Here is a 26,404-nt window from a genome sequence, read left to right as displayed (position 1 = left end):
AAAGGCGGGACAGTCGGTTTGCCAGAGCCTGGTTTCAGGGTTCGATGATTTCCCGCTCGGTCACGATCAGGTCGAGCGGTTGGTCGGTGTCCTCCAGCGGAAGATCAACCATTTCCTGACCGGCAAAGGCAAACCCTATGGCAAGGGTCGGCCGTTTGGCCCGCATGCGTTCCAGCGTCCGGTCGTAGAATCCGCCGCCATAACCAAGACGGCCCCCGCTCCGGCTGAATGCGACCAGCGGCACGATTAGGATCTCCGGATCCATCATCTCGCCTGACGCCGGGATACGCGCACCGAACGGGCCGTCCAACATCTCACAATCCGGCTCCCAAACGGCAAAACTGAGTGGCAGACCCGGACCGGCGATGACCGGCACGCCGACGGGGCCATAGGCGGAAGCCTCGGCCATGGCTGCGAGCGGGTCGATCTCGGTCCGAATGGCCATGTACCCTGATAACGGGACGCCACGGTGTCCTGCCAGTATTTCACTCAGACGTCCCGCCTGACCGGGCAACCGTGCCTCGAACGCCGCTTTTCTTGCCGCAAAGGCCGCCTTGCGGGCAGCGGCCTTGCGCTGTTCCAGGCTCACAGAAGCACCACGACGGCCAGACCGAGAAAGGCGAAGAAGCCGACCACGTCGGTCACGGTGGTCACGAAGGCGCCAGAGGCCAGGGCGGGGTCGACGCCGACCTTTTCCAGCACCACCGGAATAATGATCCCCGCCAGCCCCGCGATCACGAGGTTGATGACCATGGCCGATGCGATAACGCCACCCAGGGCAGGCGACCCGAACCAGATGATCCCGACGATCCCCATGATGACCGCGAAGGCCACGCCGTTGATCAGGCCCACCGCACCCTCGCGCCGAATCACGCGCCACAGGTTGGAGCCGGTGAGGTCCTTGGTCGCCAGCGCACGAACCGCGACGGTCAGCGACTGCGTCCCGGCGTTGCCCCCCATCGACGCCACGATCGGCATCAGCACCGCCAACGCCACGACCTCGGCGATGGCTGCCTCGAATTGTGCGATGACGAGGCTGGCCATAACCGCTGTCACAAGGTTGACCGCCAACCAGGGAATGCGGCGTTTGACCGTGTCCACGACCTTGTCGGACAAGCGGCTTTCGCCGTCCACCCCGGCCAGGCGAAGGATGTCTTCCTCGTTCTCCTCATCGAGCACCGCCATTGCGTCGTCGATTGTGATTTGTCCGACAAGGCGGTCGTTCTCGTCCACCACCGGGGCGGAGATCAGGTGGTACTGGTTGAAGGCATAGGCGACCTCGCCCTCGTACTGCGCCACCGGGATGGTGTGGAAGGATTCCTCCTGGATCGATTTCAGCGTCACGTCGCGCTTCGAGGACATGAGCCGCCCGAGTGTGACGTTGCCAACGGGCCGCAGCCGCGGATCGACCAGCACGATATGATAGAACTGCTCCGGCAAGCTCTTGGACGAGCGCAGGAAATCGATGGCCTCGCCGACGCTCCAATGCTCCGGCGCCATGACGACTTCGCGCTGCATGAGGCGGCCGGCGGAAAACTCCGGGTAGGCCAACGACTGCTCGACCGCGGCGCGTTCGCTTTCCGGCAGAGCGTCCAGGATCGCTTCTTGCTGCGGCGCGTCGAGGTCTTCGATCAGGTCGACAACATCGTCGGAGTCGAGTTCACGGATCGCCTCGGCCAGCACCTGCGGCGTCAGGATTCCGATGACTTCCTCGCGCAGCGCCTCGTCCAGCTCCGAGAGGATATCGCCGTCCATCTCGTGCCCGTAGAGGCGGACCAGGCGCATCCTGTCGTAGGCGTTCACCTGTTCCAGAAGGTCGGCGATATCGGCCGGGTGGAGCGGCTCCATGAGCGCGACAAGTTGCTCCCGGTCGTCGGTATCGACGGCGTACAAAATGCGCGCGACAGCCTTTCGGTCGAGGTCGTACCCCTCGTCGCGCGCCTCTTCCAGCGCGTCCTCTTCGGCCGCTGCCTCGCTTTCGTGCGCCATGTGCCTGCCCTTCCGCGTTTCTTGTCACGGAGACTAGGACAAGCGCCCAGAAAGCAACAGGGCAGATTGTCCTTTTCGCGCCGGACCCATAGGGTCGGAACGGTTTGCGTGGGAAGGAGATCGCAATGACCTCAAAGCTGCATCTCGGACAACTGATCCGGTTCCGTGCGAACCCTTTCCACGAGGGAGACGAAGCGGCAGAGCACGTCACTTCCGGCGCGATTCTGGTCGTTGACGGCAAGATCGGTGACATCGGCGGGGCGGACGCGCTCAGAAAACGGCACCCCGAGGCCAAGGTGGAAGACCATGGCAACGGGCTGATCCTGCCCGGGTTCGTGGACGCCCATGCGCATTACCCGCAAACCGCGATGATCGCGAGCTGGGGCAAAAGGCTGATCGACTGGCTGAACACTTACACCTTCCCGGAGGAAAGCCGATTTAGCGACCCCTCCTATGCGCAGAAGATTGCGGGGCGCTACCTCGACCTTCTTTTGGCGCACGGGACGACCACGGTCTGCACGTACTGCACGATCCACCCGGCGTCCGTCGATGCGATCTTCGAGGCGGCGGCGGTGCGCGGCATGCGGGTGTTCGCAGGCAAGACCTGCATGGACCGCAACGCGCCGGACACGCTGCGCGACAACGCGCAAAGCGCCTACGACGACAGCAAGGCGCTGCTCGACCGCTGGCACGGGCGCGGGCGGGCGTCCTACGTTATCACGCCGCGATTTTCCCCCACATCGACACCAGAGCAGCTTGCCGCGCTCGGCACTCTGTGGGCAGAGCATCCCGACTGTCTTATGCAGACGCACCTGTCGGAGCAAACCGAAGAGATCGCCTGGGTCAAAGGGCTGTATCCGGAGGCCCGCGACTACCTCGACACCTACGAGGAGCATGGCCTGCTCGGCGCTGGCGGTCTTTACGGCCATGCGATCCACCTGGAACCGCGCGAACGCGACCGGCTGCGCGAGGTTGGCGCTGCGCTGGTGCATTGCCCGACGTCCAACACCTTCATCGGCTCCGGTTTGTTCGACATGGACGGACTGATGGCCGATGGCCACCGGATCGGGCTGGCGACCGACACGGGCGGCGGGTCCTCGTTTTCCATGCTGCGCACCATGGCAGCAGCTTACGAGGTCGCGCAGTTGCGGGGCCGGGCCCTGCATCCGGCCGAACTGCTGTGGCTGGCGACCGAAGGGTCGGCGCGTGCCTTGCGACAAGACAGCATCGGTCGGCTCGAACCGGGGGCAGAAGCGGATTTCGTCGTTCTCGACCTCGCCTCCACGCCCGCCATCGCGCAACGGTCCGCAGTGGCCGAAACCGTATGGGAGGCGCTCTTCCCGACGATCATGATGGGCGACGACCGCGCGATCAGGGAAACCTACGTGATGGGCAAACCGTCGAAGCCGTGAGCTGTCTCAGCAGCCGTCGCGGCCAAGCACGAGCACCCAGACATCGCCCGGTGCGCGGACCAGCCCGTACTCCCTGACTTCCGGATTCACCATGTTGTCACGATGCGGCGGAGAGTTGATCCAGTCGCCCAGCACCTCGGACAGGGTTGTCTGCCCCTTGGCGATGTTCTCGGCCACGGCGCAAGCGCCATATCCCTGCCGCCGAACGCGGGCCATGATGTCGCTGCCGTCCGATCCCTGATGCGAAAAGAAGCCCTTGCGGGCCATGTCGAGCGCGTGAGCCTTGGCGGCTTCCTCAAGCCGGGGGGAAGCTGTGACAGGATCAAGCCCCTCTTCGGCGCGCAGTCCGTTCAGCATTTGACGGACCGGTTGAGCGGCGGCACCGCCAGCGGCAAGAATAGCCGCAAGACATAGACCATAAACGAATTTCACAGAATATTCTCCAGACGACGCACAAGCGAGTTCTGCCTTTTTATGGCAGCGTCCAGATCGAAAGTCACCATTTGCCCATCCCGGACCACCTGCCGCCCCTCAACCAGAAGGTGTCGGACCTTTGGAGGACCCGCCAACAGGAGCGCAGCCGGATCCCAGCTTCCGGCCGACTCGACGCCCGACACATCCCAGAGCGCGATATCCGCCCGTTTGCCCACGACGATCTGGCCGCAATCGTGGCGGCCCAGCACTTCGGCCCCGCCGCGTGTGGCGATGCGCAACGCTTCCCGCGCGCTCATGGCATCGGCGCCACGGGTGACACGTTGCAGGAGCATGGCTTGCCGCGCCTCTGCGACAAGACTGCCCGCGTCGTTGGAGGCCGACCCGTCGACACCCAGGCCCACCTTCACACCGGCGTCGCGCATGGCGCGGACCGGCGCGATACCAGAGCCCAGCCGACAGTTGGAACAAGGGCAATGGGCCACTCCGGTCCGGCTGCGGGCGAAGAGGTCGATCTCGGTCGCATCGAGCTTCACGCAATGCGCATGCCAGACGTCGTCGCCGGTCCAGCCGAGATCCTCGGCGTACTGGCCGGGCCGACAGCCGAAATGCGCCTCGCTGTAAGCGATATCCTCATCGTTCTCGGCGAGGTGCGTGTGCAGCATGACACCCTTGTCGCGGGCCAGCAGCGCCGCATCGCGCATCAGATCGCGACTGACCGAGAAGGGCGAACAGGGGGCGATACCGACCCGGACCATGGACCCCTCGGTGGCATCGTGGAAGGTGTCGACCACGCGGATGCAGTCTTCGAGGATCGCGGCTTCGCGTTCCACGAGGCTGTCCGGTGGCAGGCCGCCCTCGCTTTCCCCGATGCTCATGGCACCACGCGTCGGATGGAACCGCAGCCCGACCTCGCGCGCCGCGGCAATGCTGTCGTCCAACCTCGCGCCGTTGGGATAGAGGTAAAGATGGTCGGAGGTCAGCGTGCATCCGGTCAGCGCCAATTCGGCCAGACCGATCTGCGCCGAGACGAATATTTCCTCGGGTCCGAAACGCGCCCAGATCGGATAGAGCGTCTGCAACCAACCGAAAAGCAAGGCGTCCTGCCCGCCTGGCACGGCCCGGGTGAGCGTCTGGTAGAGGTGATGATGGGTGTTCACGAGACCGGGCGTGACGACGCACGCAGCGGCATCGACGATTTCGCCCGTGGTGGTCAGGCCCGTGCCGATTTCCGCAATGATCCCGTCCCGCACGCGGATGTCGGTTCCGGCCGTCTCCGTCCCGGCGTCGTCCATGGTCAGCACGTGGCGGGCATTGCGGATCAGTATTTCGGGCATCGGCGCGGCTCCTCAATAGCCTTTCAGAATCTCCAGTGCCGCCGCGTGCAACTCCGGGTTGGCCGCTGCCAGGGCGCGGCCGCCGTTATGCACTGGCCTGCCCGCCCAGTCCGTCACGATCCCGCCCGCCGCCTCGATCACGGCGATGGGGGCCTGGATGTCGTAGGCCTGCAACCCGGCCTCGATGACGAGGTCGATCTGCCCGGCTGCCATCAATGCGTAGGCATAGCAATCCATGCCATAGCGCACCAGTTTGACGCGGCTCGCAACGGCTTCGAAACCCGCGCGGTCCTGTGGCTGGCCAACTTCCGGGAAGGTGGTGAAAAGCAGGGCGTTTTCGAGAGCGGCCGTCGGTCGCGTGGCCATCGCGCCCTGCCCGCGCGGACCACGCCACGCAGCCTGCCCCAGCCCGCCGAAGAAGCGTTCGCCCGTGTAGGGCTGATCAATGATGCCGAAGCGCGGACCGTTTTCGTCCGACAGAGCGACAAGCACACCCCACGTCGGTGTACCGGCAAGGAATCCACGGGTTCCGTCGATCGGATCGAGCACCCATGTCAGGCCGCTGCTGCCGGACTGCTTGCCATATTCTTCGCCGAGGATAGCGTCGTCGGGTCGACGTTCGGCCAGAACCTGGCGCATCGCCTGTTCCGCGGCGCGGTCGGCAACAGTGACGGGATCGAACCCATCCGCCAGCTTGTTGTCTGCGGTCAATCCGGCGGATCTGAAGTAAGGGAGTATGGCCGCCCCCGCTGCATCTGCAAGGGCGTGCGCAGTGCCGATCAAATTCTCGGCCAATCGTCCTGAAATGTCCACCTGTCGCCTCCTTGCGGTTCACCCCCGAGGGGCTAGCGCAGGTGGCGGGGCGGCTCAAGCCACGTCGGACAGAACGCGCGCGAGTTCGAAAAGGCGGCGTCGCTGGTTCTCGGGGATGGCGTAGTAGGACCGCACGAGGTCGAGCGCTTCCTTGTCGCCGAGGATGTCTGCCGGGACATGGTCGCCAGCGGCAACTTCGGCATTCTCGTTCTCGATACCTTCGAAGAAGAAGCTCACCGGGACGTCGAGTGCATCTGCGATATCCCAGAGCCGGGAAGCACTGACACGGTTCGCGCCCGTCTCGTACTTCTGGATCTGCTGGAACTTGATACCCACTTTCTCGGCCAGCTGCTGCTGTGTCATACCCACCAGCCAGCGGCGATGTCTGATACGTTTTCCAACATGAACGTCAACGGGATGCGCCATCGTGTGTCTTCCTATTTTAAAGTTTGGCCAAATGAGAGACCCGGTTTTCTTCACACCGTCCGACCAGCCTCATCCTGCACGTGTATGGCCTGATGTGCTACATCAAAACGGTCACTCATATCAAGACACACAACCACCTAATAATGGTAAACGAGAATCGAGAACAACACAAAGTTGAAAAAAAACAGGAATTGTTGCGGTTGCCAATTTGGACCTGCACATTGCACGACCGAGCCAAGAGATATTTGGCGATCTTCCAGCGCAAAAGGATAGGAGGCGCCTATGCGTGCGTACGTAAAATCTTTTCCGGACTCCGGACCGGAGTTGACGGAAATCGAGGTTCCCACCCCGAAACCGGGAGAGATTCGGGTCAGGGTCGCCGCTTGCGGCCTCAACTTCGCTGACCTTCTGATGGTCAAGGGTACCTATCAGGATACCCCGGACTGCCCGTTCGTGCTCGGAATGGAGGTCTCCGGCGTGGTTGATTCGCTCGGTGAGGGTGTCGAAAACTTCGCTCCCGGGGACCGCGTGGCGGTGTTCGGCGGGCAAGGCGGCCTGGCCGAGATGGCGTGTTTCGATGCCAAACGCGCCGTCCACCTGCCCGACACGATGGACTTCACCACCGCTGCCGCGTTCCAGATCGCCTATGGCACAAGCCATATCGCGCTGGACCACCGCGCGAAACTCCTGCCGGGAGAAACCCTCCTTGTGCTGGGCGCCGCCGGGGGCGTCGGGCTGACGGCGGTGGAAATCGGCAAGCTGATGGGGGCAACCGTGATTGCCTGTGCCCGTGGCTCCGACAAGCTGAAAGCCGCAAAGGCGGCAGGTGCGGATCATCTGATCGACGCGCGTACGCAAGACATCCGGGCCGAAGTAAAGGCGCTCGGCGGGGCGGACGTGGTCTATGATCCGGTCGGTGGCGAGCAGTGGGAAGCGGCTTTCCGTGCCTGCAAACCCGAGGCGCGTCTGCTGCCGATCGGGTTCGCTTCCGGCGACGTGCCGCAGGTCAAGGCCAACCACTTGCTGGTGAAGAACCTGACCGTGCTTGGTGTCTACTGGGGCGGATATCTCGCGTTCCGGCCCGACATCCTGACCGGCTCACTGGCGACGCTGATGGCCTGGCATGGCGACGGCCGACTGAAACCGCACGTGAGCCACACCTATCCGCTCGAAAAGGCGGCGGAGGGGCTGGCCCTGCTGCGTGACCGCAAGTCGACCGGCAAGGTGGTCATCACCATACAGGACATGTGACCAGACCATATTATTGACCCGGGGCGCAAAACCCGCGCCCCGGTCCGGCTTCATGCCTTTTCCGCCGCCCAGATCATGTCGATCATTTCCTGTGTCCCGCGCGAGAATTCCAGCGGACACGGATACGGAGCACCGTCCAGAACAGAGGCGTTGAAGGCCTCGACCTGGTGGACGTAATGGTTATCGGACGGGAAGCGCCATCTCGTCACCTTCAGGTCCGCGCCCTGCAGCTCTACCTCGGCCTGCCCATAGACCCCCGCGTTGAAAGGTGCCGAGAGGCGCATCACGCCGCCGTCGCCATGAAATACGACCTCCTGCCATGGCGCCATACGCATCGAGACCACGCCAGTGTAGTGAAAAGAGGGGAAGCGTGCGGTGATATGGCTCCAGACATCGACGCCGTTCTCACGCTCGATTTCCGTCGACAGGATGGACTGCGGCTCTTCTCCGGTGACGAAACGGACCGTCCCATACGCGTAGACGCCGATGTCCGGCACCGCGCCGCCGCCCGTCTCCGGACGGTTGCGGATGTTGTTGCTGTCGCTGCGATTGTCATAGGAAAAGGCCACAGACACACGTTTGAGCGCCCCGATGGCGCCCTCTTCGTAGAGCGCCTTGGCCTTCTTCCACTGCGGGTGGTGGACGACCATGTAGGCCTCCGCCGCGAGCTTGCCGGTCGCGTCCCGCGCGGCGATCACCGGTGCAAAATCGGCGGCCTGCATGGCCAGCGGCTTTTCGACGAGGACATGCTTCCCCGCCTCCAGCGCCTTGACGGTCCATTCCACGTGCAAGTGGTTCGGCAGCGGAATGTAAATTGCGTCGATTTCGGGATCGGCCAACAGGTCGTCGTAGGAAAGGTGCACCTTCAGCCCCGGCGCACGCTCTGCAAACGGGGCGGCCTTCTCCTCGCTTGAGGTCGCAAGCGCGCATAGGCGCCCCCTGCGAGCCTGATGGATGGCCGGACCCATGTGTGCGCGCGCGAAGTTCGCAGCGCCGAGTATGCCCCATCTCACGTAATCTGTCATCTTCAGCTCCCTGATGTTTGCGCTCACGCTAGACCAGTTGCGCCGGGGATGAAACGTGCCGCGCCTGTGATTTCCGGATGGTCGGCAGTCAGTCGGACAGGAGTGGCCAAGGGCTGCGGGTCTTGGCCTGACGCAAGACGAAATGCGTCTGGCTGACCCGCACCAGCCCACCGGCCAACATCCCGCGTTTCAGGAACGCTTCGAGATCTTCGGGATCGCGTGCCGCAACCTTCAGCAGGAAATCGCAGGCGCCGGTTACGGATTCGCATTCGACGATCCGCGCCTCCTGGTCCACCAGTTGGCCGAACGCTGCCAGCGTGTCATCCGAGTGGTCGACCAGGCTGACAAAGACATAGGCCAGAGCGCCCAGCCCCAGCGCCTTGGGATCCAGCCGGGCGACGTAGCCCCGGATCACGCCCTCGTCTTCCAGCCGCTTGATCCGCCGCCAGCAGGGCGACGTCGACAGCCCGGCCGCGTCCGCCAGCGTCTGGATGCTGGCCTTTCCGTCATGCTGCAAATGCGCAAGGAGTTTGCGGTCCGTGTCGTCCAGCTTCATGATCGGATAGTGCCCTTCATTCCCAAGTATCTGGAATTATTTTCCTGCAATCATTGGGAAACTCGGCAACTGGCTTTTCGGTTCCGACATCCTATAGAGAATACTGCACCTGCATTCCGTACTTTATTAATTGATCCTCACCCTATTTACTGAACGGTAACGAATGTATTGTTTAATACATCTGAACATTATTTTTAGCCCCAGGAATGAAAAGGCCCTCTCTGTTTCCAGAGAGGGCCGCCAGCGCCTTCGAACACATGAGGTAATCTTGGGAGTCCGCCGCTGAAACCGCCGGGCCACCGCTGCCGGCCCGGCGGAACGGTTCAGGCGCTGGTCAGCATGCCCTGCTCGCGGGCAAGGTCACGCATCCGCTTCTGTAGCTTCTCGAACGCGCGCACTTCGATCTGCCGGATCCTTTCCCGGCTGACATCGTACTGGCCCGAAAGCTCTTCCAGCGTCACCGCTTGGTCGGAGAGGCGCCGCTGGCTCAGAATATCCCTTTCCCTGTCGTTCAACACGTCCATTGCCTGCTCAAGCAGAGCGCGGCGCGCTTCGAGCTCATTTCGCTCGGCATATTCACCGGCTTGGTCGGCATCTTCGTCTTCAAGCCAGTCCTGCCATTGCATGGTCCCTTCGCCTTCGGAGCCGACCGTCGCGTTGAGCGAGGCGTCGCCACCGGAAAGGCGCCGGTTCATCGAGATGACCTCGTCCTGGGTCACGCCCAGATCGGTGGCGATTTTCTCGACGTGTTCCGGACGCAGGTCACCGTCCTCCAGCGCGCCGATGCGGCTCTTCGCCTTGCGCAGGTTGAAGAACAGCTTCTTCTGCGCGGATGTCGTACCCAGCTTCACCAGCGACCAGGACCGCAGGATGTATTCCTGGATCGAAGCCCTGATCCACCACATCGCGTAGGTGGCAAGGCGGAAACCCTTTTCCGGATCGAAGCGCTTCACCGCCTGCATCAGGCCGACGTTCGCCTCCGAGATCACCTCCGCCTGCGGCAAACCGTAACCACGGTAGCCCATGGCGATCTTTGCCGCGAGTCGCAGGTGCGAGGTGACAAGCTGGTGTGCCGCTTGCGTATCCTCGTCCTCGACCCAGCGCTTGGCCAGCATGTACTCTTGCTCGGGCTCCAGAAGCGGGAACTTCCGGATCTCCTGAAGGTAGCGGCTCAGACCGGCTTCCGGCGACGGTGCCGGGAGATTTGCGTAGTTGCTCATGCCTTGCCCCTCTCGTTCGACGCGTTTGCGCCGCTCATGTTACACGGTTTAACATCCAGATGGTCGTTGGCCGAAGTGGTTTCAAGATGCTTAACCAACAAACGTTGCTCAGTAGTTAAGGTTTCGTGAACGTCGGGGAACCCTTGTGTCAATGGGTTCACATGCACGTGCACTCGGTGACAGCCGGGTTTCCCCCATACATTTTCGCATGTTATTCATACGATATCCGGAAATTCCCATACACGATGTGACGATGTACTCACGGCCAACCTAAGTCCGAACGTCACGGAGTGTTAGCCCATGCCTGCCCTTGCCGCACCTCGCCAGATCCGCACAGCCGGTGTGCTGTACCTCGTCATCATCGCCTCGGGCCTGACCGCCGAACTGGCCCTGCGCGGCCCTGCGCTGGCAGCCGGTGCGGAATCGCTTGCTTCCCACCTTGCGAACATCCGCCTCAGCCTCTTGGCAGATGTTGTCATGCTCTTGGCGGACATCGTTCTGGCGCTGGTGTTCTTCACGCTGCTGCGCCCGGTGTCGGAAGGGCTGGCACGTGCCGCCCTGGTTTTTCGCCTCGGACAGGCGGCGTTGATCGGCACCAGCCTTGTGGCGCTCTCCGCCGTGCCGCAGCTGGTCGAAGACGGGCGGCCGGATCTCGCCCTGACGTTTGCCACACTCCACGCCAACGGCTACGACATCGGTCTGATCCTGTTCGGGGTGAACGCCATGGTGATGGCGAAACTGGTCTGCCTGTCGCGCGTGGCGCCGATGGTGCTGCCTGCCGGACTGATGCTGACCGGGCTGATCTACATCGCCGGGGGCATCACCCGCCTTGCCGCACCCGACCTGAATGCGTTGATGCAGCCCGCCTACCTCGTCTGCATCGTGACCGAGATCGGATTTTGCCTCTGGCTTCTGATCGCAGGGCGGCTCTGACCCCGGGCGGACAGGCCGGGTCAAAGCACCCGACACATCACGCCGTCGTCCGCAGCGCCGCCAGAAGGTCCCGCATGTCCGCGGGCAGAGGTGCTTCGAACAGCATCTCTTCCTCCGTCACCGGATGAACGAACCCCAGCTCTGCCGCATGCAGCGCCTGTCGGTCGAAAGCACTTGCGACGGCAAACGCCTCGGGCGAGAGCGCGCTGCCCTTCAGCTTGCGCCGTCCGCCATAGGTGCTGTCGCCGACCAAGGCATGCCCCGCATGGGCCATGTGCACGCGGATCTGATGCGTGCGCCCGGTTTCCAACCGGCATTCCACCAGCGCGAGACACTCCGGCGCGCCGAAAGTCTCCAGCACACGGGCATGGGTGATCGCGTGCCGGCCCTGCCCGACGAAGAAGACCGCCTGCCGCTGGCGGTCCGTCTTGTGCCGCGCAAGGCCCGAAGTGATCGTGATCCCGCCCCCTGCCCCGGCGGATACGCCGCGCGTGCCCATCAGCCGTGGGTCGGCCACGTCCGGCACGCCATGCACCACGGCAAGGTAGGCGCGCCGGGCGGTGTGCTTTTCGAACTGCCGCGCCAGCCCGTGATGCGCCCTGTCGGATTTTGCCACGACCAGCAGGCCGGAGGTGTCCTTGTCGATCCGGTGCACGATGCCGGGCCGCTTCTCGCCGCCGACGCCAGACAATTCGCCGCCGAAGTGATGCAGGAGCGCGTTGACCAGCGTACCATCCGGCGTACCAGGCGCCGGGTGCACGACCATGCCCGCGGGCTTGTTCACCACCAGCAGGTCGGCGTCCTCGAAAACGATCTCCAGCGGTATGTCCTGCGCGACGACGTCATAGTCCTCCGCTTCGGGCACCGCGATTTCCAGCACGTCGCCCTCTGCCACCTTCGCCTTGGGGTCGGTCAGCAACGCGCCGTCGCGGGTCACGGCGCCCTCGGCGATCAGCCGGCCAAGACGGGTGCGCGACAGGGCCGCGGCCTCTGGCACATCGCGGGCAAGGGCCTTATCAAGGCGTTGCGGCGGATCGGCCGCGATGACGACACGAAGGCGGTCCATGGAAACTCCCGAGCCGGAATATCAGCACCCGCCGGGCCTGCGGTTCCTGCAGGCGATGGTGACGGTGCTCATGGTGGTGATGATGGTCGGGATCGTGGGGATCCTCGGCCTGATCTGGCACCGCTATAGCAAGGCGCAGGCCCCGCTGCCAGAGGTCATCACCCTGCCGGACGGCGCAACCGCCACCGCCTACACGCAGGGCGTGGACTGGTATGCCGTGGTGACCGGCGACAATCGCATCCTGATCTTCGACCGGGGCACCGGCAAACTGAGGCAGGAGATCGCGGTCGAACCGGCGGAATGATCCTTCGGGCGCGCCCTCAATACGCCGTCATGCGAAACTGATGCCGACCTGACCGAAAGCGCCGAAGTCCGCCTCCACATGGCTGCCCGGCGGGCATTCGAGCGGCCGGATGAACGAGCCCGACAGGATCACCTGGCCCGGCCGGATCGCCTGCCCATAGGTGCCCATCCGCTCTGACAGCCAGACGAGGCCCATAACCGGATCGTTCAGCACACCTGCGCCCAGCCCGGTCTCCTCGACCTCGCCGTCGCGGCTGACGACGGCCCCGACCCAGCGCAGGTCGACCAGGCGCGGATCGTGCCGTGCCTCCCCCAGGACAATCCCGGCATTGGCCGCATTGTCGGAAATCGTGTCGGCGATCACCCGTGCCCTGCCCGTCGCCGGATCGCTGCGCTGGATGCGCGTGTCGAGGATCTCGAGCGCGGGACAAACGTAATCCGTGGCGGCGATTACCGCGTCCCGTGTAACCCGGCCCTCCAGCGGCGCTTTCATGACAAAGGCGATCTCTGCTTCCACCCGCGGCTGGATGAAGCGTCCCTCTGGCACGACACCGCCCGTTTCAAAGACCATGTCGTCGAACAGCACACCGGAATCCGGCGTGTCGATCTTCAGCGCATCCTGCATCGCCCTGGACGTCAGCCCGATCTTCCACCCGATCACCTTGCGGCCCTCGACCAGCTTGGCCGTCATCAGCGCAGCCTGCACCGCGTAGGCGTCGTCCATGGTCATGCCCGGATGCTGCAGGGACAGGAGCCCGATCTGGATGCCCATCTTCTCCGCCTGCAGAAGGGCGGTGGCGGCGGCGTGGATCTCGTCCTCGGTCATTCGTCCTCCACCCCGTTTCTCAGGATGCCTATGCCTTCCGCCTCTACCTCGACCACGTCGCCAGGCTTCAGCCAGATCGGCGGATCGAACCGCGCCCCCGCGCCGGTAGGCGTCCCGCAGACGATCACATCGCCCGACACCAGCGTGGTGAAGGTCGAGACGTAGTTCACGATGTAGCGGAAATCGTACAGCATCCGCGACGTGCGGTCCTTCTGGCGCACTTCGCCGTTGACCCGCGTTTCCAGCGCGATGTCGTCCAACTGCGCGGGATGGGTGAACGGCACCAGCCACGGCCCCATTGCGGCGGACCGGTCCCAGTTCTTGCCCTGAGTCACGTTGAACTTCGCATGGCGCACCCAGTCGCGGATCGTACCCTCGTTGCAAAGCGTCAGGGCCGCGATGTGGTCGTAGGCGTCCTCCCGCGCGATCCGCCGACCGCCCTTGCCGATCACGATGGCGATCTCACCCTCGTAGTCGAGCTGTTCGCTTTCTGGCGGCCGCAAAAGGTTTGTGCCGTGCCCGACAAAGGACCGCGGGAACCGGACGAACAGAGACGGCTTGCCCGGCGCTTCCTGCCCGTCCTTGTATTCCGCATTGCGGTCCGGGAAGTTGACCCCGACGCAGATGATCTTCTCGGGCGTGCGCACCGGGATCTCCAGCACCGCATCCGCATGAGCAATGTCCGCGGCCTTCCCCATGGCCGCCTGCGCCAACCCCTTCAACGCCCCGGCCGCGATCACCTCGCGCAGGTCCGCGTGGCCGTCAAAACCGGTCATGTCGACCAGCCCGTTGTCCTGCCACAAACCGTATCCTGCCCGTCCTTCATGGGTGAAGCTGACAAACCTGACCATTACATCGCCTCCGAAATCTCGCGGATCACGTCCGCTGCCATCATCACGTCGTCGCGCGTGCAGTCGAACTGGCCGACCTGGAAGCGCACCACCTTGCGCCCGGCGAACATGCCCTGCGTGACATAGATCCGCCCGTCCGCATTGATCGCATCGACCAGCGCCTGCTGCGCCGCATCGTCCCCCGGCCCCCGGAAGGTAAACAGCGACAGGATCGGTTCCGTCACGATCTCGAACCCGGCGTCCCGCAGCGCCTCGCAGACGTCGCCGGACCATGCGACATGGTTGCGAATACGCGCCCGAAGACCCTCCAGCCCGTAATAGCGCAACATGAACCACAGCTTGAGGGCGCGGAACCGCCGTCCCAGCGGGATGGTCCATTCGGAGTAGTTCACCACCTCCGACCCGGAGGTCTTGAGGTACTCCGGCTCGATCTTCAGCGTGTCGATCTGCTGGCGCGGGTCCTTCAGGAACTGGACCGAACAGTCGAACTGCGCCCCCAGCCACTTGTGCGGATTGAAGACGATGCTGTCGCAGGCCTCGACCCCCGGCCACATCGCATCGCGGATCTCCGGGCAGATCATCGCGGCGCCGCCCCAGGCCGCGTCGAGATGCAGGTACAGCCCCTCCTCCCGGGCAACCGCTCCCACAGCCGACAGATCGTCCCAGGCGCCGATTCCGGTGCCGCCGGTGATCGCGATGATGCCCGCCGGCACATGTCCCACCGCCCGGTCCGCCGCGATGGCCGCCCGCAGCGCGGCGACATCCACCCCGTAGGCCGGGGCGCCCGCATCCGGCAGCTTCACAAGGTTCTCCTGCCCGATCCCCGCCACCCAGCAGGCCCTGTCGATGGACGAATGCGCCTGACCCGAACAATAGATCCGCAGCGCCCCCTTGCCCGACAGCCCCTCGCGGTTACCCGACCAGCCGGTCGCCCGCTCACGCATGGTCAAGACCGCAGACAGAGTGGCCGACGAAGCTGAATCCTGGATCACCCCCGACCAGCCCTCTGGCAGGCCCACCGCCTGCCGCAGCCACTGCACCATGACGCCTTCCATCTCGGTCGCCACCGGCGAAGTCTGCCACAACATGCACTGCGGCGCCATCACGGTGACCAGCATCTCCGCCAGCATCGAGGGCGGCGCGGCATTGGCCGGAAAATAGGCGAAGAACCGGGGATGCTGCCAATGCGTCAGCCGCTCGGGGACCACGCGCAGGAAATCCTGCCAGATGGTCTCCATGCCTTCCCCGGCCTCGGGCGGTGCCGCCTCCAGCAGGGCTGCCGCCTCGCCGGGGCGAACATCCGGCCGCACCGGCCGATCCCTGAGCGTCTTGTGATAGTCGGCCCCGAAAGCCGCCGCCTGCGCGCCCCAGCGCGCGAATTCATCCCAGTCCATCTTCCCTCCGCGCAGCGCGCCAGACAATGCGCTCCCTGCCCTTCATCTTGGCCCAAATACCTCGGGGGCGCCGCCAGCGGCGGCGGGGGCAGAGCCCCCAACCCGGCCCGCAACCCGGCACCGTCTCAGACCGCAGACGCTCACGGCGCGGCCCAAAGGCCCACCCTCGACTTCCAATTATCGGCCCCCGCTCCCCCTCCAGCCACAGCACGTCTTCATTCTCTACGCACACGGGAACGACGTCCGGGGCGGCAAACACCAATCTACCCGCGCCAAGTCGCCCGCCCACCCCCGCGGCAGAAACACTCACGGCGCCACGATGGGCGTCGCCTTCAGTTCCGCCGCACGCGGTTCCACACCTTCGAAGACCGAGCCTTCCTCGAACCACGACCGCGGCGCGGGCGCCCCCCAAAGCGTCTGGCGCTGCGGATCCTTCAGGTCCCAGCGGATCGGTTCGAGGTCCGGATCCACCGTCTGGTAGTCCGAACAGTAGATTTCGATCCGGTGCCCGTCGGGATCGCGGATATACAGGAAGAACGCGTTGGAGATCCCGTGCCGCCCCGGTCCGCGCTCGATGTTGGCAAGGTATCCGGTCGTCGACATCAGATCGAGCAGGTCGATGATGTTGAGCGGGGTCGGCACCCAGAACGCCGTATGGTGCAGGCGCGGTCCCGTCCCGTTGGTGAAGGCCACGTCGTGCACGCCCCCCTTCCGGTGCATCCACGCCGCCCAGAGCTTCTTGCTCTCGTCGTCCTCGGTGTATTCCGTCACCCGGAACCCCAACTTGCCGTAAAAGGCCACGGCCGCGTCCACGTCTGGAGCGAAACAGTTGAAGTGGTCGATCCGCAGCGGCTTCACACCGTTGTACAGCCTGTACTGCTGATGGATCGGCGGCAGACGGTCCATTCGGTGATAGAACTCCATCGGCGCGCCAAAGCAGTCCACAGTGCGCAGGGTCCGCCCCTGGTGCGACCGCTCCACCCACTCGACGGCATGGCCCTCGGCCAGGAACCAGTCGTGCGCGCGGTCCAGGTCGTCGTCGGAATAGACCTTGTAGGCCAGATACCGCACCGCCGGTCGGGCCGCCTTGCGCAGAACCATGCAGTGATGGCCCCGCTCCTCCATCGCCCGCAGGCACAGCATGTCGCTGGTTTCCTCCGTCACCTGCAGCCCGAGCGTATCGACATAGAACGCCTTCGAGGCCGCCAGGTCGGTGACGCCGAACTCCACGTGGCTCAGGCGCACGATGTTGAAGGGCGGATAAAGGTTCGGTTCGGGAATCGGCATCTCTCACTCCTCCGCGACGGCCCACGCCGCCGCATCTCTCTCGCATCGGGTCCATAGTGCCGCGGTCGGGATCGGGCGCACACCTCCGGCCCGTCGACCGTCAACTGCCCAGCTTCGGGATCCGGTGCGCCGCCGTGGCGAAACAGACATTCACCGTCTCCATGTAGAAATCGAACGACCAGTCACCCCCGTCGCGCCCGATGCCGCTGGCCTTCACCCCGCCGAAAGGCGTGGGCAGATGCCGGACGTTCTCCGAGTTCACCCACATCATCCCGGCCTCGAGGGCCGAGGTCATCCGGAACGCCCGCTCCAGGTCGCGCGTCCAGAGATAGGCGGTCAATCCGTAGTCCGTGTCGTTGGCAATGCGCAGCGCGTCCTCCTCGTCCCGGAAGGGGATCGCCGTCAGCACCGGTCCAAAGATCTCCTCCCGCGCCACCGCCATGTCGTTGGTGGCGTCGGTGAACAGCGTGGGCGCCACATAGCATCCCGTCTCGCCCACCTTCTTGCCGCCGGTGGCGATGGTCGCACCCTCCGCCTTCGCCCGCTCGAAGTAGGACAACACCTTCTCCTCGTGCACCGGATGGATCAGCGGCCCGATCACCGTCTCGGGGTCGAGCGGGTGACCCACCCTGATCCGCGCCGCCCGCTCGGCCAACTTCGCGCAGACCTCGTCATAGACGGTGTCCTGCACCAGAAGACGCGAGGACGACGTGCACCGTTCGCCGTTCAGCGAGTAGATCATGAAGACCGCTGCATCCACCGCGCGCTCCAGATCGGCATCGTCGAAGACGATCACGGGGTTCTTGCCGCCCAACTCGAAATGCACCCGCTTCAGCGTATCGGCCCCCTGCCGCATGATGTGCGAGCCGGTGGCGCTCTCGCCGACGAAGGCCACCGCCTTGATGCCCGGGTGCTCCGTCAAGGCCCGACCGCAGTCCTCTCCGAACCCGTTCACCACGTTCAGCACACCCGGCGGCAGACCCGCCTCTTCGGCGATCTCCACCAGCAAACGCGCCGTCAGCGGAGAGAACTCCGCCGGCTTCTGGACGACCGTGCAGCCGGCTGCGAGCGCCGGCGCGATCTTCCAGGTCGACAACATGAACGGCGTATTCCACGGCGTGATCACGCCCACCGGCCCGATGGGACGGCGCGAGGTCATGTTGACCTGCCCCGGAGCATGCAGGGTCTGCCCGTCGCAGGCCTCCGGCGCCTTGTCGGCGAAAAAGCGGAAGTTCTCCGCTCCGCGCACCGCAGCCTTCGCCATGAAACGGATCGCCTGCCCGGTGTCCATCGCTTCGACAACCGCGATCTCATCCGCCCGTGCCACGATGGCATCCGCCACCTTGTGAAGGATGGCACGGCGCTCCTTTCCCGGCAGCGCTTTCCACGCGCCAAAGGCCGCGCCCGCCGCCTGAACCGCCGCGTCGATCTCGGTAGCACCGCCCCGGGCGACACGCGCCAGCACCGCTCCGTCGACCGGCGACACCGTCTCGAAAGAAGCGTCCGACCCTATGTCCCTGCCGCCGATACGGTGAGTCACACCGCCCGAAAAGCGCGCCAGCGCCGCCTCCGCCCGTGCCAGATTTCCCGCCAGATCCGCCATCTTCCCGGCCTCCTGCTTCATCTTGGTCCAAATACCTGCATGCCCGGCCTCAGCCGTTTGCGCTGTCCGCCGCCAGGCGCGCGTGGATCGAATTTGCCTTCCACGACAGCTCCGGGTCGATCTCCCGGATCTCCAGCGAGAGAAGGAAATGCGGCGCGGCAAGCTGGTCCGCGCAGACCGCCTCGGCCACCTGGAAAAGCTGCCGCCCGGCCTCTGCCAGCACGTCCTTGTCGCGGCCCGCACCCACCGAAAGTTCCAGCGCGAGGAAGTGGTTGACCACCCCGCGCCCCGGGTTGAGGTCGCCCACCATGGCCAGCGAACAGCGGTGCATCTTCACCCGTATACCGCCCAGCGGAAACACGCCCGTCCCGGCCATGGCGGTGTGCAGCGTCCGCCCGAGCACCTCCATGTCGAGGTGCGCCTCAAGGCCCGCAGAATATTCGCAGCGCAAGTGTGGCATGTCATCCTCCCTTTGACACTTAACATGTTAAGTTTTATTCTGGCTGTCAACAGGAGACTTCCCATGCCCGATTTCCCGCTGTCCCAGACGCGCCGGACCCTGCCCATCGCCCTCTTGCGGGCGCGGGAAGCGGTCATGGAACGCTTCCGGCCCATGCTGCGCGCCATCGACATGACCGAGGCGCAGTGGCGCGTGCTGCGGGTCGTGCAGGAGATCCCGGGTATCGAGCCGACGCGGTTGGCGGAACAGGCGGTGATCCTCGCCCCGTCCCTGACGCGCATCCTGAAAACGCTGGAATCACGGGGGCTTGTCACCGTGGAGCGGCTGGCGGAGGATCGGCGGCGCACCCAGGTCCGGCTTGCCCCCGGCGGGGAAAAGCTGCTGCGCGAGGCGTCACGCGAGAGCGCCGCCATCTACGCCGCCATCGAACGCGAACTTGGGCGTGAGGACATGGCGGCCCTCATAGACAAGCTCGACATCCTGCTGACGCGACTGGAGGGGCCGGACAAGACCTCCGGGGACTGACATCAGGCGCCTCTGCCGCCGCAACCCGCCCGCCTCTAGCTTGCATCGCTTGCCCCGGTGACGAGGCATTCCCGGCACGCTTTCTGCGGCGCAGCGGCGGTCACGCTTTCTTAAGCGATGTGAAACCCGGCCCCCGGGCACGCCGGTCGGGCAGCCGTATCCCGCGCCATCCCGCCGCGATGCGGCGCGAATTTTCAGCAGCCGATACAATTGCTTGGGAAGCATAGCAGCCATGCGCCCGGCAACGATTGACGCGGCGCGGCACAGGCGACACCCAAGGCCCGACCTTGCCAAGAGCGACAGGAGAGCGACGATGAAGACCGGAACCAAACTGCCCGACGTGACCTTCCACACCCGCGTGCGGGACGACAGCATCGAAGGACCGAACCCCTTCCGCTGGCAGGACATGACCACCGCCGACTACTTCGCCGGCAAGCGGGTGATCCTGTTCTCGCTGCCGGGCGCCTTCACGCCCACGTGCTCCACCTACCAGCTGCCGGGATTCGAGAACAACTTTGCCGCCTTCCAGGGGCAGGGCATCGACGCGATCTATTGCCTGTCGGTGAACGACAGCTTTGTCATGAACCAGTGGGCCAAGGCGCAAGGCATTGAGAACGTGAAGGTTATCCCCGACGGCTCGGGCGAGTTCACGCGCAAGATGGGGATGCTGGTCCACAAGGACAACCTGGGCTTCGGCGCGCGGTCCTGGCGCTACGCGGCCATCGTGAACGACGGCGCGATCGAGGCATGGTTCGAAGAGCCGGGCCTGATGGACAACTGCCCGGACGACCCCTACGGCGCCTCTTCGCCGGAGAACCTGATGGCACACCTCACGCAGGCCGTGGCCGCCGAATAAGGGCCTTTCCGAAGGACGGAGGAAGCCCCGCCCTCCCGGTGGGGCTTTTTGCTGCGCGAGCGAAAGATCGGGGCCGAATGTGGTGTCGTCAACGCAGCGCCCGCCCCGTTCATCACGGCGCGTTAATCATTTCTTATGGTGAGTCCCGGCCGGTTCGCCCCCCTCAACCGGCCGGTTGTTAACCTTTTGCGCCGCATCGCAGCACGGGCGAATCGGGTGGGAGCGGCGGGACCGGGGCGGATGCGTCGGTTTGCGGCGACACAGGTGCCAAACCCCGCACAGGACGGCGCACGTTTCCGTGAGCCGCGGATGTTTTTTCGCCCGGCCCCGGCTCAGAGGCTTTCGGCGTGTTTCTTGAAGTTGTTCAGGATCGCCTGCCATCCCTCGCGCTGCATGTCGACGGAGTGCTGCGCCTCTGCATCGAAGACGGTAACGACCTGCGTGCCGCCGTCGACCGGGGTGAAGGTGGTTTCCGCCACCCGCCCATCCTCCAGCCGGAAACTGGCCTTCTCGTGCGGCACGACCTCCTGATAGGTGGCGTCGAAGTCGAATCCGAAAGAGCCGTCCCTGGCCTCCATCCGGGCGCTGTAGGCGCCGCCCGGACGCAGGTCGACGGAGGCCGAAGGGCAGCACCAGTCGTCGCTGGCAAAGTTCCAGCGGGTGATGTGGTCCGGCGTGGTCCAGGCGGTCCAGACCGTTTCGGGCGGCGCGTCCACCTGCGCGGCGATGGTGACCTTTTCAAAGCTCATGCGGGCGACCTTTCGGGTTCGAGATTGGCGGGCAGCGTGTCGGGCCGCGTCTGCGTACCGCTGCGCACCCGGCCTCGCCACTCCGCGCGCATCGCTGCGGCGGCTTGGGAAAGGTGGACGGGGTGCGGTACGGGCGGCGGTTTCATGGCGCCATCATGGCGCGTGTCTTCGGCCAGGTGAATACGCAAGTGCGCGATCCGGGCCGGAGGGCCGGCGGCCCGCGCCGGGAGAGGCTCTGCCTCCCCCGGACCCCCTCCGAGGTATTTGCGCCAAGATGAAGGGGTCAGCCGCCCGGTTTGCGGAAGAGGCGGGTCTGTTCGAAGAGGCTGTCGAGCCGGTCGAAGCGGTCGCGGGTGGCGGGCCAGCGTTCTTCCTGTGCGGCGGCGATCAGCGCTTCGAGCAGCATCATGGTGGAGATGTTCGAATCCCAGGCGGAAGGGATTTCGACCCAGCAGTTGAAGCTTTGCGTGGCGAGGTCGGCGATGGGGCTGGACCACTGGTCGGTCAGCAGGACGACGTTCACGCCCTTGTCGCGCGCCAGTTCGGCGAGACGCAGGAGGTTCGATTCGTAGCGCCGGATGTCGAACATCAGGAGCGTGTCGCCCCGTTCCATGTCGAGCAGGTAATGCGGCCAGTTGGCCGAGGCGGAGGTGAGGTGGATCGTCTTCGGGCGCACCGCCTGCAGATGGGTGAAGGCATAGTCGGCCAGCGCATGAGTGATCCGGCCGCCGACGATGAAGAGCGTGTGGTCGCTGTCGGCGAGCAGGTGGGCGGCGGCGTCGAAGGTGTCGGAGGAGAGGTTGGAAAAGGTGGTCTGGATGTTCTGCGTCACCGCCTTGGCGAAGCGGTTGAGGAGGTGGGATTCCGGCGCCTCCGCCGCCCAGTTGGCGCGGCGTTCCGTGGGGCCGGAGACCTTGGCCTGCAGTTCCTTCAGCAGCGCCTGGTGGAACTGGGGGAAGCCCTTGAAGCCCAGTTTCTGGACCATGCGGGCGATGGTGGGCGTGGAGGTGCCGGTTTCCGCCGCGACGATGGTGATCGAGGCGAGCCCGGCGGCCGGGTAGTTTTCCAGGAGCGCGTTGGCGGCCTTGCGTTCGGAGGCGGTGAGGCTGGTGTAATGCGCCCGGATCAGGTCGCGGACGGTGGCGTTGGGCTGCGTCAAGGTCGGTCCCCCCCGGGCATGTGCTGCGGCATTGGGCTGCGGTGGCGGGGCGCAACCGAAATCCCGCGCCCACTCTTGAAGAAATATTGACACAAGCGGCGCGGATGTGGAGAGTTTTCTTCAAAGCGGGGAGAAAAGGATGTCCGAAGGGCCGGGCGGAGACCGTCTGAACGCGGTCGACGTGATGAACGAGACGGGGCGCGGCGGCGTCCTGCTGATCTGCGAGCATGCGTCGGCGGAGATCCCGGCGCGGTTCGGGGATCTTGGCCTGACGGCGGAAGCGCGGGTCAGCCATGCGGCCTGGGACCCGGGCGCGCGGGATCTGGCGGTGGTGCTGTCGGCGGCGCTGGATGCGCCGATGGTGGCGGGCGCGGTGTCGCGGCTCGTCTATGACTGCAACCGCCCGCCCGAGGCGCCCGGTGCCATGCCCGCGCGGTCCGAGGTCTTCGACGTGCCGGGCAACGCCGGACTGACGGAAATGCAGAAGGCCGAACGGGTGGAGATGGTCTATCGCCCGTTCCATGCCGCCGTGGCCGCCCGGCTGGACGAGGCCCGCGCGGTGGTGACGGTGCACAGCTTCACCCCTGTGTTTCACGGTGCAAAGCGCGACACGGAGATCGGCCTGTTGCACGACAGCGACGCGCGGCTGGTGGATCTGATGCTGCCGCACGCGCCGAAGGGCCGCGTGGTGCATCGCAACCGCCCCTACGGTCCGGAGGACGGCGTGACCCATACCCTGAAGACCCATGCCCTGTACCGGGGCCTGCCCAACGTGATGATCGAGGTACGCAACGACCTGCTGACCACACCGGAGGACATCCGGACCGTGGCGCGCGACCTCATGTCGATGCTGACCCCGGCGCTGGAGGCGACATGCCCCGCGTCCTGATCGGTTTCGTCCGCGCCGTCGAGGCGATGAACCGGGCCATCGGCCGGGTCGCCATGTACCTGATCTTCGCGCTGATCGGCGTGCTGCTGTGGTCCTCGGTGTCGAAGGTGGCCTTCCTGCCCTCGCTCTGGACGCTGGAGACGGCGCAGTTCGTGATGGTCGCCTACTACATCCTCGGCGGGCCCTACTCGATCCAGCTGGGATCGAACGTGCGCATGGACCTGTTCTACGGCAACTGGAGCGTGACGCAGAAGGCCTGGGTCGACGCCTTCACGGTTCTGTTCCTGATGTTCTACCTCGGTGTGCTGCTGTACGGCGCGCTGGGATCGCTGGCCTATTCCATGGGCTACTTCGGGATGCAGCCGCTGGAGTATTTCGCCGAATTCTTCGGCGCCTTGTTCACCGGCGGGATCGACGGCGCAGCCGGGAAGATCGGCTTTCTCGAACGGTCCTCGACCGCGTGGCGCCCGATGCTGTGGCCGATCAAGCTGGTGCTAGCCTTCGGCATCTTCCTGATGATTCTCCAGACACTTGCAGAGCTGATCAAGGACATCGGCCGCATCCGCGGGGTAGAGATCTGATGTCCTATGAAATGATCGCGATCACCATGTTCGCCGGCATGATGCTGATGCTGATGACCGGCCAGCGCGTGTTCGGTGCCATCGGTTTCGTCGGCGCGCTGGCGGGGCTGCTGCTGTGGGGCACGGGCGGCGTGGACGTGCCCTTCGCCGCCGCTATGAAGCTGATGAAGTGGTATCCGCTGCTGACCCTGCCGATGTTCATCTTCATGGGCTACGTGCTGTCGGAATCGAAGATCGCCGACGACCTCTACCGGATGTTCCACGTCTGGATGGGGCCGGTGCGGGGCGGGCTGGCAATCGGCACCATCGGCCTGATGGTGCTGATCTCGGCCATGAACGGGCTGTCGGTGGCGGGCATGGCCATCGGGGCCACCATCGCGCTGCCGGAACTGCTGCGCCGGGGCTACGACAAGATCATGGTGACCGGCGTGATACAGGCGGGGTCGTCGCTGGGCATCCTCGTGCCGCCTTCGGTGGTGCTGGTGCTCTATGCAATGATCGCGCGCCAGCCGGTGGGGCAGCTTTGGCTGGCGGGCGTGGTGCCGGGGCTGATGATGGCCACGCTGTTCGTCATCTACATCTACGTGCGCTGCCGCCTTCAGCCGGAGCTTGGCCCGGTGCTGCCGAAGGAAGAGCGCGACGTGCCCATGTCGGAAAAGCTGCGCCTCCTGCGTGCGGGCGTCCTGCCGCTGGTGATCTTCTTCGTGATGATGTTCCCCTTCGTGAAGGGCTGGACCTCGCTGGTGGAAAGCTCGGCCATCGGGGCGCTGGCGGCCTTCGTCGCGGCAGTGCTGAAACGGCGGATGACGCGCGAGGTGTTCGAGACCTCGGTGCGGCAGACGCTGGCGATTTCCTGCATGTTCATGTGGATCATCCTCGCCGCACTGGGCTTTGGCGCGATCTTCGACGGGCTGGGCGCGGTGCGCGCCATCGAGAACCTGTTCACCGAACAGCTTGGCCTTTCCCCATGGATGATCCTGATCCTGATGCAGCTGTCGTTCATCGTGATGGGCACGTTCCTCGACGACACGGCGATGCTGGTCATCGTGGCGCCGCTGTACGTGCCGCTGGTGGGAGAGCTGGGCTTCGACCTGATCTGGTACGGCGTGCTTTACACGATCACCACGCAGATCGCCTACATGACCCCGCCCTTCGGCTACAACCTGTTCCTGATGCGCGCCATGGCGCCGCCGGAGATCGGGCTGACCGATATCTACCGCTCGATCGTGCCATTTGCGCTGGTCATGGTCTGTGCATTGGCGCTGGTGATGGCCTTCCCGGAGATCGCGCTCTGGCTGCCGGATCTGGTGTACGGAAAATAACCCTCAGAAGCCCCGTGCAGGGGACGCATTTCAACAAGGAGACTGGATATGACGACCTCACGCAGAAAGTTCCTGAAGACCGCCGGTGTCGGCGTCGCCGCCGCGCCGCTGGCCGCGCCCGCGCTGGCGCAGTCGACGATCACCTGGCGGATGCAGACCTATGCCGGTGCGGCACTGGCCGAGCACGTGGTGAAACCCGCCATCGACACCTTCAACAAGATCGCCGGCGACCGGATGCAGATCGAGCTCTACTTTGCCGATCAGCTCGTGCCCACGGGCGAGCTGTTCCGCGCGCTTCAGCGCGGCACCATCGACGCGGTGCAGTCGGACGACGACTCCATGGCCTCGCCGACCGAGGTGACGGTGTTCGGCGGCTACTTCCCGTTCGGGTCGCGCTATTCGCTGGACGTGCCGGTGCTGTTCAACCAGTACGGCCTCGACGAGATCTGGAAGGAAGAATACGCCAAGGTCGGCGTGAAGCACATCAGCGCCGGGTCCTGGGACCCCTGCCACTTCGCCACGAAGGACCCGATCAACAGCCTGGCCGACCTGGAAGGCAAGCGCGTCTTCACCTTCCCGACCGCGGGCCGTTTCCTGTCGCAGTTCGGCGTGGTGCCGGTGACGCTGCCGTGGGAAGACATCGAGGTCGCGGTGCAAACCGGCGAGCTGGACGGCATCGCGTGGTCGGGCATTACCGAGGACTACACGGTGGGATGGGCCGACGTGACCAACTACTTCCTCACCAACAACATCTCGGGGGCGTGGATCGGCCACTTCTTCGCGAACATGGGCCGCTGGGAGGAACTGCCGGAGGACCTGAAGCTCCTGTTGACCACCTGCATGGAGCAGTCGCACTACTACCGCCAGTGGTGGTACTGGGGCGGCGAGGCCTCGCTTCGGGTCAACGGCGACAAGATGAAACTGACCTCCATCCCCGATGCGGAATGGGACCAGGTCGAGAAGGCCGCCCAGACGTTCTGGGACGAGATCGCGGCGGAGTCGGAGACCAAGGCGAAGGTCGTGGAGATCTTCAAGAAATACAACGCGGACATGGCCAAGGCGGGCCGTCCGTACCGCTACAACGTGTGATACCTCTGCCCCGGCGCGCGTGTGCGTGCCGGGGCGCTTCTGAAAGGACG

General features: G+C 64.9%; 29 protein-coding genes. 10 read left to right on the top strand and 19 right to left on the bottom strand.

What is annotated here, in order from left to right:
• Window positions 1-34: 34 nt before the first annotated feature.
• Window positions 35-589 (bottom strand): 5-formyltetrahydrofolate cyclo-ligase, encoded by a 555-nt coding sequence (locus ABFK29_RS07885; protein WP_040604254.1) that lies wholly within the window; start codon window positions 587-589, stop codon window positions 35-37.
• Window positions 586-1,989, bottom strand: coding sequence for a magnesium transporter (gene mgtE, locus ABFK29_RS07880; RefSeq protein ID WP_005856766.1), 1,404 nt, complete (start codon window positions 1,987-1,989; stop codon window positions 586-588). Before mgtE ends, ABFK29_RS07885 begins: the two co-directional genes overlap by 4 nt.
• 125 nt (window positions 1,990-2,114) lie before the next feature.
• On the opposite strand from mgtE, the gene guaD reads away from it, so the two are divergent.
• Window positions 2,115-3,401 (top strand): guanine deaminase, encoded by a 1,287-nt coding sequence (gene guaD / locus ABFK29_RS07875; protein WP_040604253.1) that lies wholly within the window; start codon window positions 2,115-2,117, stop codon window positions 3,399-3,401.
• 6 nt (window positions 3,402-3,407) lie between these two features.
• On the opposite strand, the gene ABFK29_RS07870 is transcribed toward guaD, so the two are convergent.
• The 4 genes from ABFK29_RS07870 to ABFK29_RS07855 are packed head-to-tail and all read right to left on the bottom strand — an operon-like array spanning window position 3,408 to window position 6,409.
• Window positions 3,408-3,833: a CAP domain-containing protein gene (locus tag ABFK29_RS07870; RefSeq protein ID WP_232281522.1), complete on the bottom strand. Its 426-nt coding sequence runs from the start codon at window positions 3,831-3,833 to the stop codon at window positions 3,408-3,410.
• Window positions 3,830-5,170, bottom strand: coding sequence for an 8-oxoguanine deaminase (locus ABFK29_RS07865; protein ID WP_005856759.1), 1,341 nt, complete (start codon window positions 5,168-5,170; stop codon window positions 3,830-3,832). Before ABFK29_RS07865 ends, ABFK29_RS07870 begins: the two co-directional genes overlap by 4 nt.
• Before the next feature lie 12 nt (window positions 5,171-5,182).
• Entirely contained in the window at window positions 5,183-5,983 is an 801-nt protein-coding gene (gene hisN / locus ABFK29_RS07860; RefSeq protein ID WP_415857458.1) for a histidinol-phosphatase, read from the bottom strand.
• A 54-nt stretch (window positions 5,984-6,037) separates the two neighbouring features.
• On the bottom strand, window positions 6,038-6,409 hold the full coding sequence (locus tag ABFK29_RS07855) for a helix-turn-helix domain-containing protein (RefSeq protein ID WP_040604252.1): 372 nt from the start codon (window positions 6,407-6,409) through the stop codon (window positions 6,038-6,040).
• 282 nt (window positions 6,410-6,691) lie between these two features.
• Between ABFK29_RS07855 and ABFK29_RS07850 the strand changes: the two genes are divergently transcribed.
• A complete protein-coding gene (locus ABFK29_RS07850; protein WP_040604251.1) occupies window positions 6,692-7,660 on the top strand; it encodes an NADPH:quinone oxidoreductase family protein in 969 nt (322 codons plus the stop codon).
• A gap of 50 nt (window positions 7,661-7,710) precedes the next feature.
• Here the strand turns inward: ABFK29_RS07850 and ABFK29_RS07845 are convergent, their stop codons facing one another.
• From ABFK29_RS07845 to rpoH, 3 genes are all read right to left on the bottom strand, one after another.
• Window positions 7,711-8,685: a Gfo/Idh/MocA family protein gene (locus tag ABFK29_RS07845; RefSeq protein WP_040604250.1), complete on the bottom strand. Its 975-nt coding sequence runs from the start codon at window positions 8,683-8,685 to the stop codon at window positions 7,711-7,713.
• A gap of 88 nt (window positions 8,686-8,773) precedes the next feature.
• Window positions 8,774-9,241: an Lrp/AsnC family transcriptional regulator gene (locus ABFK29_RS07840; protein ID WP_005856749.1), complete on the bottom strand. Its 468-nt coding sequence runs from the start codon at window positions 9,239-9,241 to the stop codon at window positions 8,774-8,776.
• A gap of 323 nt (window positions 9,242-9,564) precedes the next feature.
• Window positions 9,565-10,461, bottom strand: a complete 897-nt coding sequence (gene rpoH / locus ABFK29_RS07835) for an RNA polymerase sigma factor RpoH (protein ID WP_005856747.1) — start codon at window positions 10,459-10,461, stop codon at window positions 9,565-9,567.
• Between the two features lie 300 nt (window positions 10,462-10,761).
• Between rpoH and ABFK29_RS07830 the strand changes: the two genes are divergently transcribed.
• Entirely contained in the window at window positions 10,762-11,394 is a 633-nt protein-coding gene (locus ABFK29_RS07830) for a DUF4386 domain-containing protein (protein WP_005856745.1), read from the top strand.
• Window positions 11,395-11,431: 37 nt separating this feature from the next.
• Here the strand turns inward: ABFK29_RS07830 and ABFK29_RS07825 are convergent, their stop codons facing one another.
• Entirely contained in the window at window positions 11,432-12,460 is a 1,029-nt protein-coding gene (locus tag ABFK29_RS07825) for an RluA family pseudouridine synthase (protein ID WP_005856743.1), read from the bottom strand.
• Here ABFK29_RS07825 and ABFK29_RS07820 point away from each other — a divergent pair.
• The gene (locus tag ABFK29_RS07820; RefSeq protein ID WP_005856742.1) at window positions 12,459-12,764 is read left to right on the top strand and encodes a DUF6476 family protein; all 306 of its coding nucleotides are present in this window, start codon (window positions 12,459-12,461) and stop codon (window positions 12,762-12,764) included. The genes ABFK29_RS07825 and ABFK29_RS07820 overlap by 2 nt on opposite strands.
• Before the next feature lie 27 nt (window positions 12,765-12,791).
• Here ABFK29_RS07820 and hpaH read toward each other — a convergent pair whose 3' ends face one another.
• The 6 genes from hpaH to ABFK29_RS07790 form a co-directional block, all read right to left on the bottom strand.
• Complete coding sequence (hpaH, locus tag ABFK29_RS07815; RefSeq protein ID WP_005856739.1) at window positions 12,792-13,589, bottom strand: 2-oxo-hept-4-ene-1,7-dioate hydratase; 798 nt, start codon at window positions 13,587-13,589, stop codon at window positions 12,792-12,794.
• The gene (locus tag ABFK29_RS07810) at window positions 13,586-14,440 is read right to left on the bottom strand and encodes a fumarylacetoacetate hydrolase family protein (RefSeq protein WP_005856737.1); all 855 of its coding nucleotides are present in this window, start codon (window positions 14,438-14,440) and stop codon (window positions 13,586-13,588) included. The genes hpaH and ABFK29_RS07810 overlap by 4 nt, the downstream gene beginning before the upstream one ends.
• On the bottom strand, window positions 14,440-15,834 hold the full coding sequence (locus ABFK29_RS07805; protein WP_005856735.1) for a pyridoxal phosphate-dependent decarboxylase family protein: 1,395 nt from the start codon (window positions 15,832-15,834) through the stop codon (window positions 14,440-14,442). The genes ABFK29_RS07810 and ABFK29_RS07805 overlap by 1 nt, the downstream gene beginning before the upstream one ends.
• A gap of 306 nt (window positions 15,835-16,140) precedes the next feature.
• A complete protein-coding gene (gene hpaD / locus ABFK29_RS07800; protein WP_005856733.1) occupies window positions 16,141-17,121 on the bottom strand; it encodes a 3,4-dihydroxyphenylacetate 2,3-dioxygenase in 981 nt (326 codons plus the stop codon).
• 100 nt (window positions 17,122-17,221) lie between these two features.
• The gene (gene hpaE / locus ABFK29_RS07795; RefSeq protein ID WP_040604312.1) at window positions 17,222-18,724 is read right to left on the bottom strand and encodes a 5-carboxymethyl-2-hydroxymuconate semialdehyde dehydrogenase; all 1,503 of its coding nucleotides are present in this window, start codon (window positions 18,722-18,724) and stop codon (window positions 17,222-17,224) included.
• 49 nt (window positions 18,725-18,773) lie between these two features.
• On the bottom strand, window positions 18,774-19,184 hold the full coding sequence (locus ABFK29_RS07790) for a 5-carboxymethyl-2-hydroxymuconate Delta-isomerase (RefSeq protein ID WP_005856729.1): 411 nt from the start codon (window positions 19,182-19,184) through the stop codon (window positions 18,774-18,776).
• A gap of 63 nt (window positions 19,185-19,247) precedes the next feature.
• Between ABFK29_RS07790 and hpaR the strand changes: the two genes are divergently transcribed.
• Both hpaR and ABFK29_RS07780 read left to right on the top strand, forming a co-directional pair.
• Complete coding sequence (hpaR, locus tag ABFK29_RS07785) at window positions 19,248-19,709, top strand: homoprotocatechuate degradation operon regulator HpaR (RefSeq protein ID WP_005856727.1); 462 nt, start codon at window positions 19,248-19,250, stop codon at window positions 19,707-19,709.
• 313 nt (window positions 19,710-20,022) lie between these two features.
• Window positions 20,023-20,565, top strand: coding sequence for a peroxiredoxin (locus tag ABFK29_RS07780; protein WP_005856725.1), 543 nt, complete (start codon window positions 20,023-20,025; stop codon window positions 20,563-20,565).
• Window positions 20,566-20,897: 332 nt separating this feature from the next.
• On the opposite strand, the gene ABFK29_RS07775 is transcribed toward ABFK29_RS07780, so the two are convergent.
• The 3 genes from ABFK29_RS07775 to ABFK29_RS07765 form a co-directional block, all read right to left on the bottom strand.
• Window positions 20,898-21,314: an SRPBCC family protein gene (locus ABFK29_RS07775; RefSeq protein ID WP_005856723.1), complete on the bottom strand. Its 417-nt coding sequence runs from the start codon at window positions 21,312-21,314 to the stop codon at window positions 20,898-20,900.
• Window positions 21,311-21,460, bottom strand: a complete 150-nt coding sequence (locus ABFK29_RS07770) for a hypothetical protein (protein WP_347100288.1) — start codon at window positions 21,458-21,460, stop codon at window positions 21,311-21,313. The genes ABFK29_RS07775 and ABFK29_RS07770 overlap by 4 nt, the downstream gene beginning before the upstream one ends.
• 137 nt (window positions 21,461-21,597) lie before the next feature.
• A complete protein-coding gene (locus ABFK29_RS07765) occupies window positions 21,598-22,473 on the bottom strand; it encodes a MurR/RpiR family transcriptional regulator (RefSeq protein WP_005856721.1) in 876 nt (291 codons plus the stop codon).
• Window positions 22,474-22,612: 139 nt separating this feature from the next.
• Here ABFK29_RS07765 and ABFK29_RS07760 point away from each other — a divergent pair, with 139 nt between their 5' ends.
• From ABFK29_RS07760 to ABFK29_RS07745, 4 genes are read left to right on the top strand one after another with little or no spacing between them, the layout of a single operon-like run.
• Entirely contained in the window at window positions 22,613-23,362 is a 750-nt protein-coding gene (locus ABFK29_RS07760) for an N-formylglutamate amidohydrolase (protein ID WP_005856719.1), read from the top strand.
• Window positions 23,347-23,943, top strand: a complete 597-nt coding sequence (locus ABFK29_RS07755; RefSeq protein WP_005856717.1) for a TRAP transporter small permease subunit — start codon at window positions 23,347-23,349, stop codon at window positions 23,941-23,943. The genes ABFK29_RS07760 and ABFK29_RS07755 overlap by 16 nt, the downstream gene beginning before the upstream one ends.
• Entirely contained in the window at window positions 23,943-25,265 is a 1,323-nt protein-coding gene (locus ABFK29_RS07750) for a TRAP transporter large permease (protein WP_005856715.1), read from the top strand. The genes ABFK29_RS07755 and ABFK29_RS07750 overlap by 1 nt, the downstream gene beginning before the upstream one ends.
• Window positions 25,266-25,313: 48 nt before the next feature.
• Window positions 25,314-26,354: a TRAP transporter substrate-binding protein gene (locus ABFK29_RS07745; protein WP_005856713.1), complete on the top strand. Its 1,041-nt coding sequence runs from the start codon at window positions 25,314-25,316 to the stop codon at window positions 26,352-26,354.
• Window positions 26,355-26,404: the final 50 nt, after the last annotated feature.

Source organism: Sagittula stellata E-37, from assembly GCF_039724765.1.
Classification (GTDB): domain Bacteria; phylum Pseudomonadota; class Alphaproteobacteria; order Rhodobacterales; family Rhodobacteraceae; genus Sagittula; species Sagittula stellata.
The sequence above is the reverse complement of the archived record's forward strand: the minus strand, read 5'-3'. Positions and strand labels throughout refer to the sequence as shown.

Excerpts from the sequence above, each read along its gene's own strand:
- mgtE (WP_005856766.1), bottom strand. The coding sequence starts at position 1,989 with ATGGCGCACGAAAGCGAGGCAGCGGCCGAAGAGGACGCGCTGGAAGAG.
- guaD (WP_040604253.1), top strand. The coding sequence starts at position 2,115 with ATGACCTCAAAGCTGCATCTCGGACAACTGATCCGGTTCCGTGCGAAC.
- ABFK29_RS07865 (WP_005856759.1), bottom strand. The coding sequence starts at position 5,170 with ATGCCCGAAATACTGATCCGCAATGCCCGCCACGTGCTGACCATGGAC.
- ABFK29_RS07855 (WP_040604252.1), bottom strand. The coding sequence starts at position 6,409 with ATGGCGCATCCCGTTGACGTTCATGTTGGAAAACGTATCAGACATCGC.
- ABFK29_RS07850 (WP_040604251.1), top strand. The coding sequence starts at position 6,692 with ATGCGTGCGTACGTAAAATCTTTTCCGGACTCCGGACCGGAGTTGACG.
- ABFK29_RS07845 (WP_040604250.1), bottom strand. The coding sequence starts at position 8,685 with ATGACAGATTACGTGAGATGGGGCATACTCGGCGCTGCGAACTTCGCG.
- ABFK29_RS07840 (WP_005856749.1), bottom strand. The coding sequence starts at position 9,241 with ATGAAGCTGGACGACACGGACCGCAAACTCCTTGCGCATTTGCAGCAT.
- rpoH (WP_005856747.1), bottom strand. The coding sequence starts at position 10,461 with ATGAGCAACTACGCAAATCTCCCGGCACCGTCGCCGGAAGCCGGTCTG.
- ABFK29_RS07830 (WP_005856745.1), top strand. The coding sequence starts at position 10,762 with ATGCCTGCCCTTGCCGCACCTCGCCAGATCCGCACAGCCGGTGTGCTG.
- ABFK29_RS07820 (WP_005856742.1), top strand. The coding sequence starts at position 12,459 with ATGGAAACTCCCGAGCCGGAATATCAGCACCCGCCGGGCCTGCGGTTC.
- ABFK29_RS07825 (WP_005856743.1), bottom strand. The coding sequence starts at position 12,460 with ATGGACCGCCTTCGTGTCGTCATCGCGGCCGATCCGCCGCAACGCCTT.
- hpaH (WP_005856739.1), bottom strand. The coding sequence starts at position 13,589 with ATGACCGAGGACGAGATCCACGCCGCCGCCACCGCCCTTCTGCAGGCG.
- ABFK29_RS07810 (WP_005856737.1), bottom strand. The coding sequence starts at position 14,440 with ATGGTCAGGTTTGTCAGCTTCACCCATGAAGGACGGGCAGGATACGGT.
- ABFK29_RS07805 (WP_005856735.1), bottom strand. The coding sequence starts at position 15,834 with ATGGACTGGGATGAATTCGCGCGCTGGGGCGCGCAGGCGGCGGCTTTC.
- hpaD (WP_005856733.1), bottom strand. The coding sequence starts at position 17,121 with ATGCCGATTCCCGAACCGAACCTTTATCCGCCCTTCAACATCGTGCGC.
- hpaE (WP_040604312.1), bottom strand. The coding sequence starts at position 18,724 with ATGGCGGATCTGGCGGGAAATCTGGCACGGGCGGAGGCGGCGCTGGCG.
- ABFK29_RS07790 (WP_005856729.1), bottom strand. The coding sequence starts at position 19,184 with ATGCCACACTTGCGCTGCGAATATTCTGCGGGCCTTGAGGCGCACCTC.
- hpaR (WP_005856727.1), top strand. The coding sequence starts at position 19,248 with ATGCCCGATTTCCCGCTGTCCCAGACGCGCCGGACCCTGCCCATCGCC.
- ABFK29_RS07780 (WP_005856725.1), top strand. The coding sequence starts at position 20,023 with ATGAAGACCGGAACCAAACTGCCCGACGTGACCTTCCACACCCGCGTG.
- ABFK29_RS07775 (WP_005856723.1), bottom strand. The coding sequence starts at position 21,314 with ATGAGCTTTGAAAAGGTCACCATCGCCGCGCAGGTGGACGCGCCGCCC.
- ABFK29_RS07770 (WP_347100288.1), bottom strand. The coding sequence starts at position 21,460 with ATGAAACCGCCGCCCGTACCGCACCCCGTCCACCTTTCCCAAGCCGCC.
- ABFK29_RS07760 (WP_005856719.1), top strand. The coding sequence starts at position 22,613 with ATGTCCGAAGGGCCGGGCGGAGACCGTCTGAACGCGGTCGACGTGATG.
- ABFK29_RS07755 (WP_005856717.1), top strand. The coding sequence starts at position 23,347 with ATGCCCCGCGTCCTGATCGGTTTCGTCCGCGCCGTCGAGGCGATGAAC.
- ABFK29_RS07750 (WP_005856715.1), top strand. The coding sequence starts at position 23,943 with ATGTCCTATGAAATGATCGCGATCACCATGTTCGCCGGCATGATGCTG.
- ABFK29_RS07745 (WP_005856713.1), top strand. The coding sequence starts at position 25,314 with ATGACGACCTCACGCAGAAAGTTCCTGAAGACCGCCGGTGTCGGCGTC.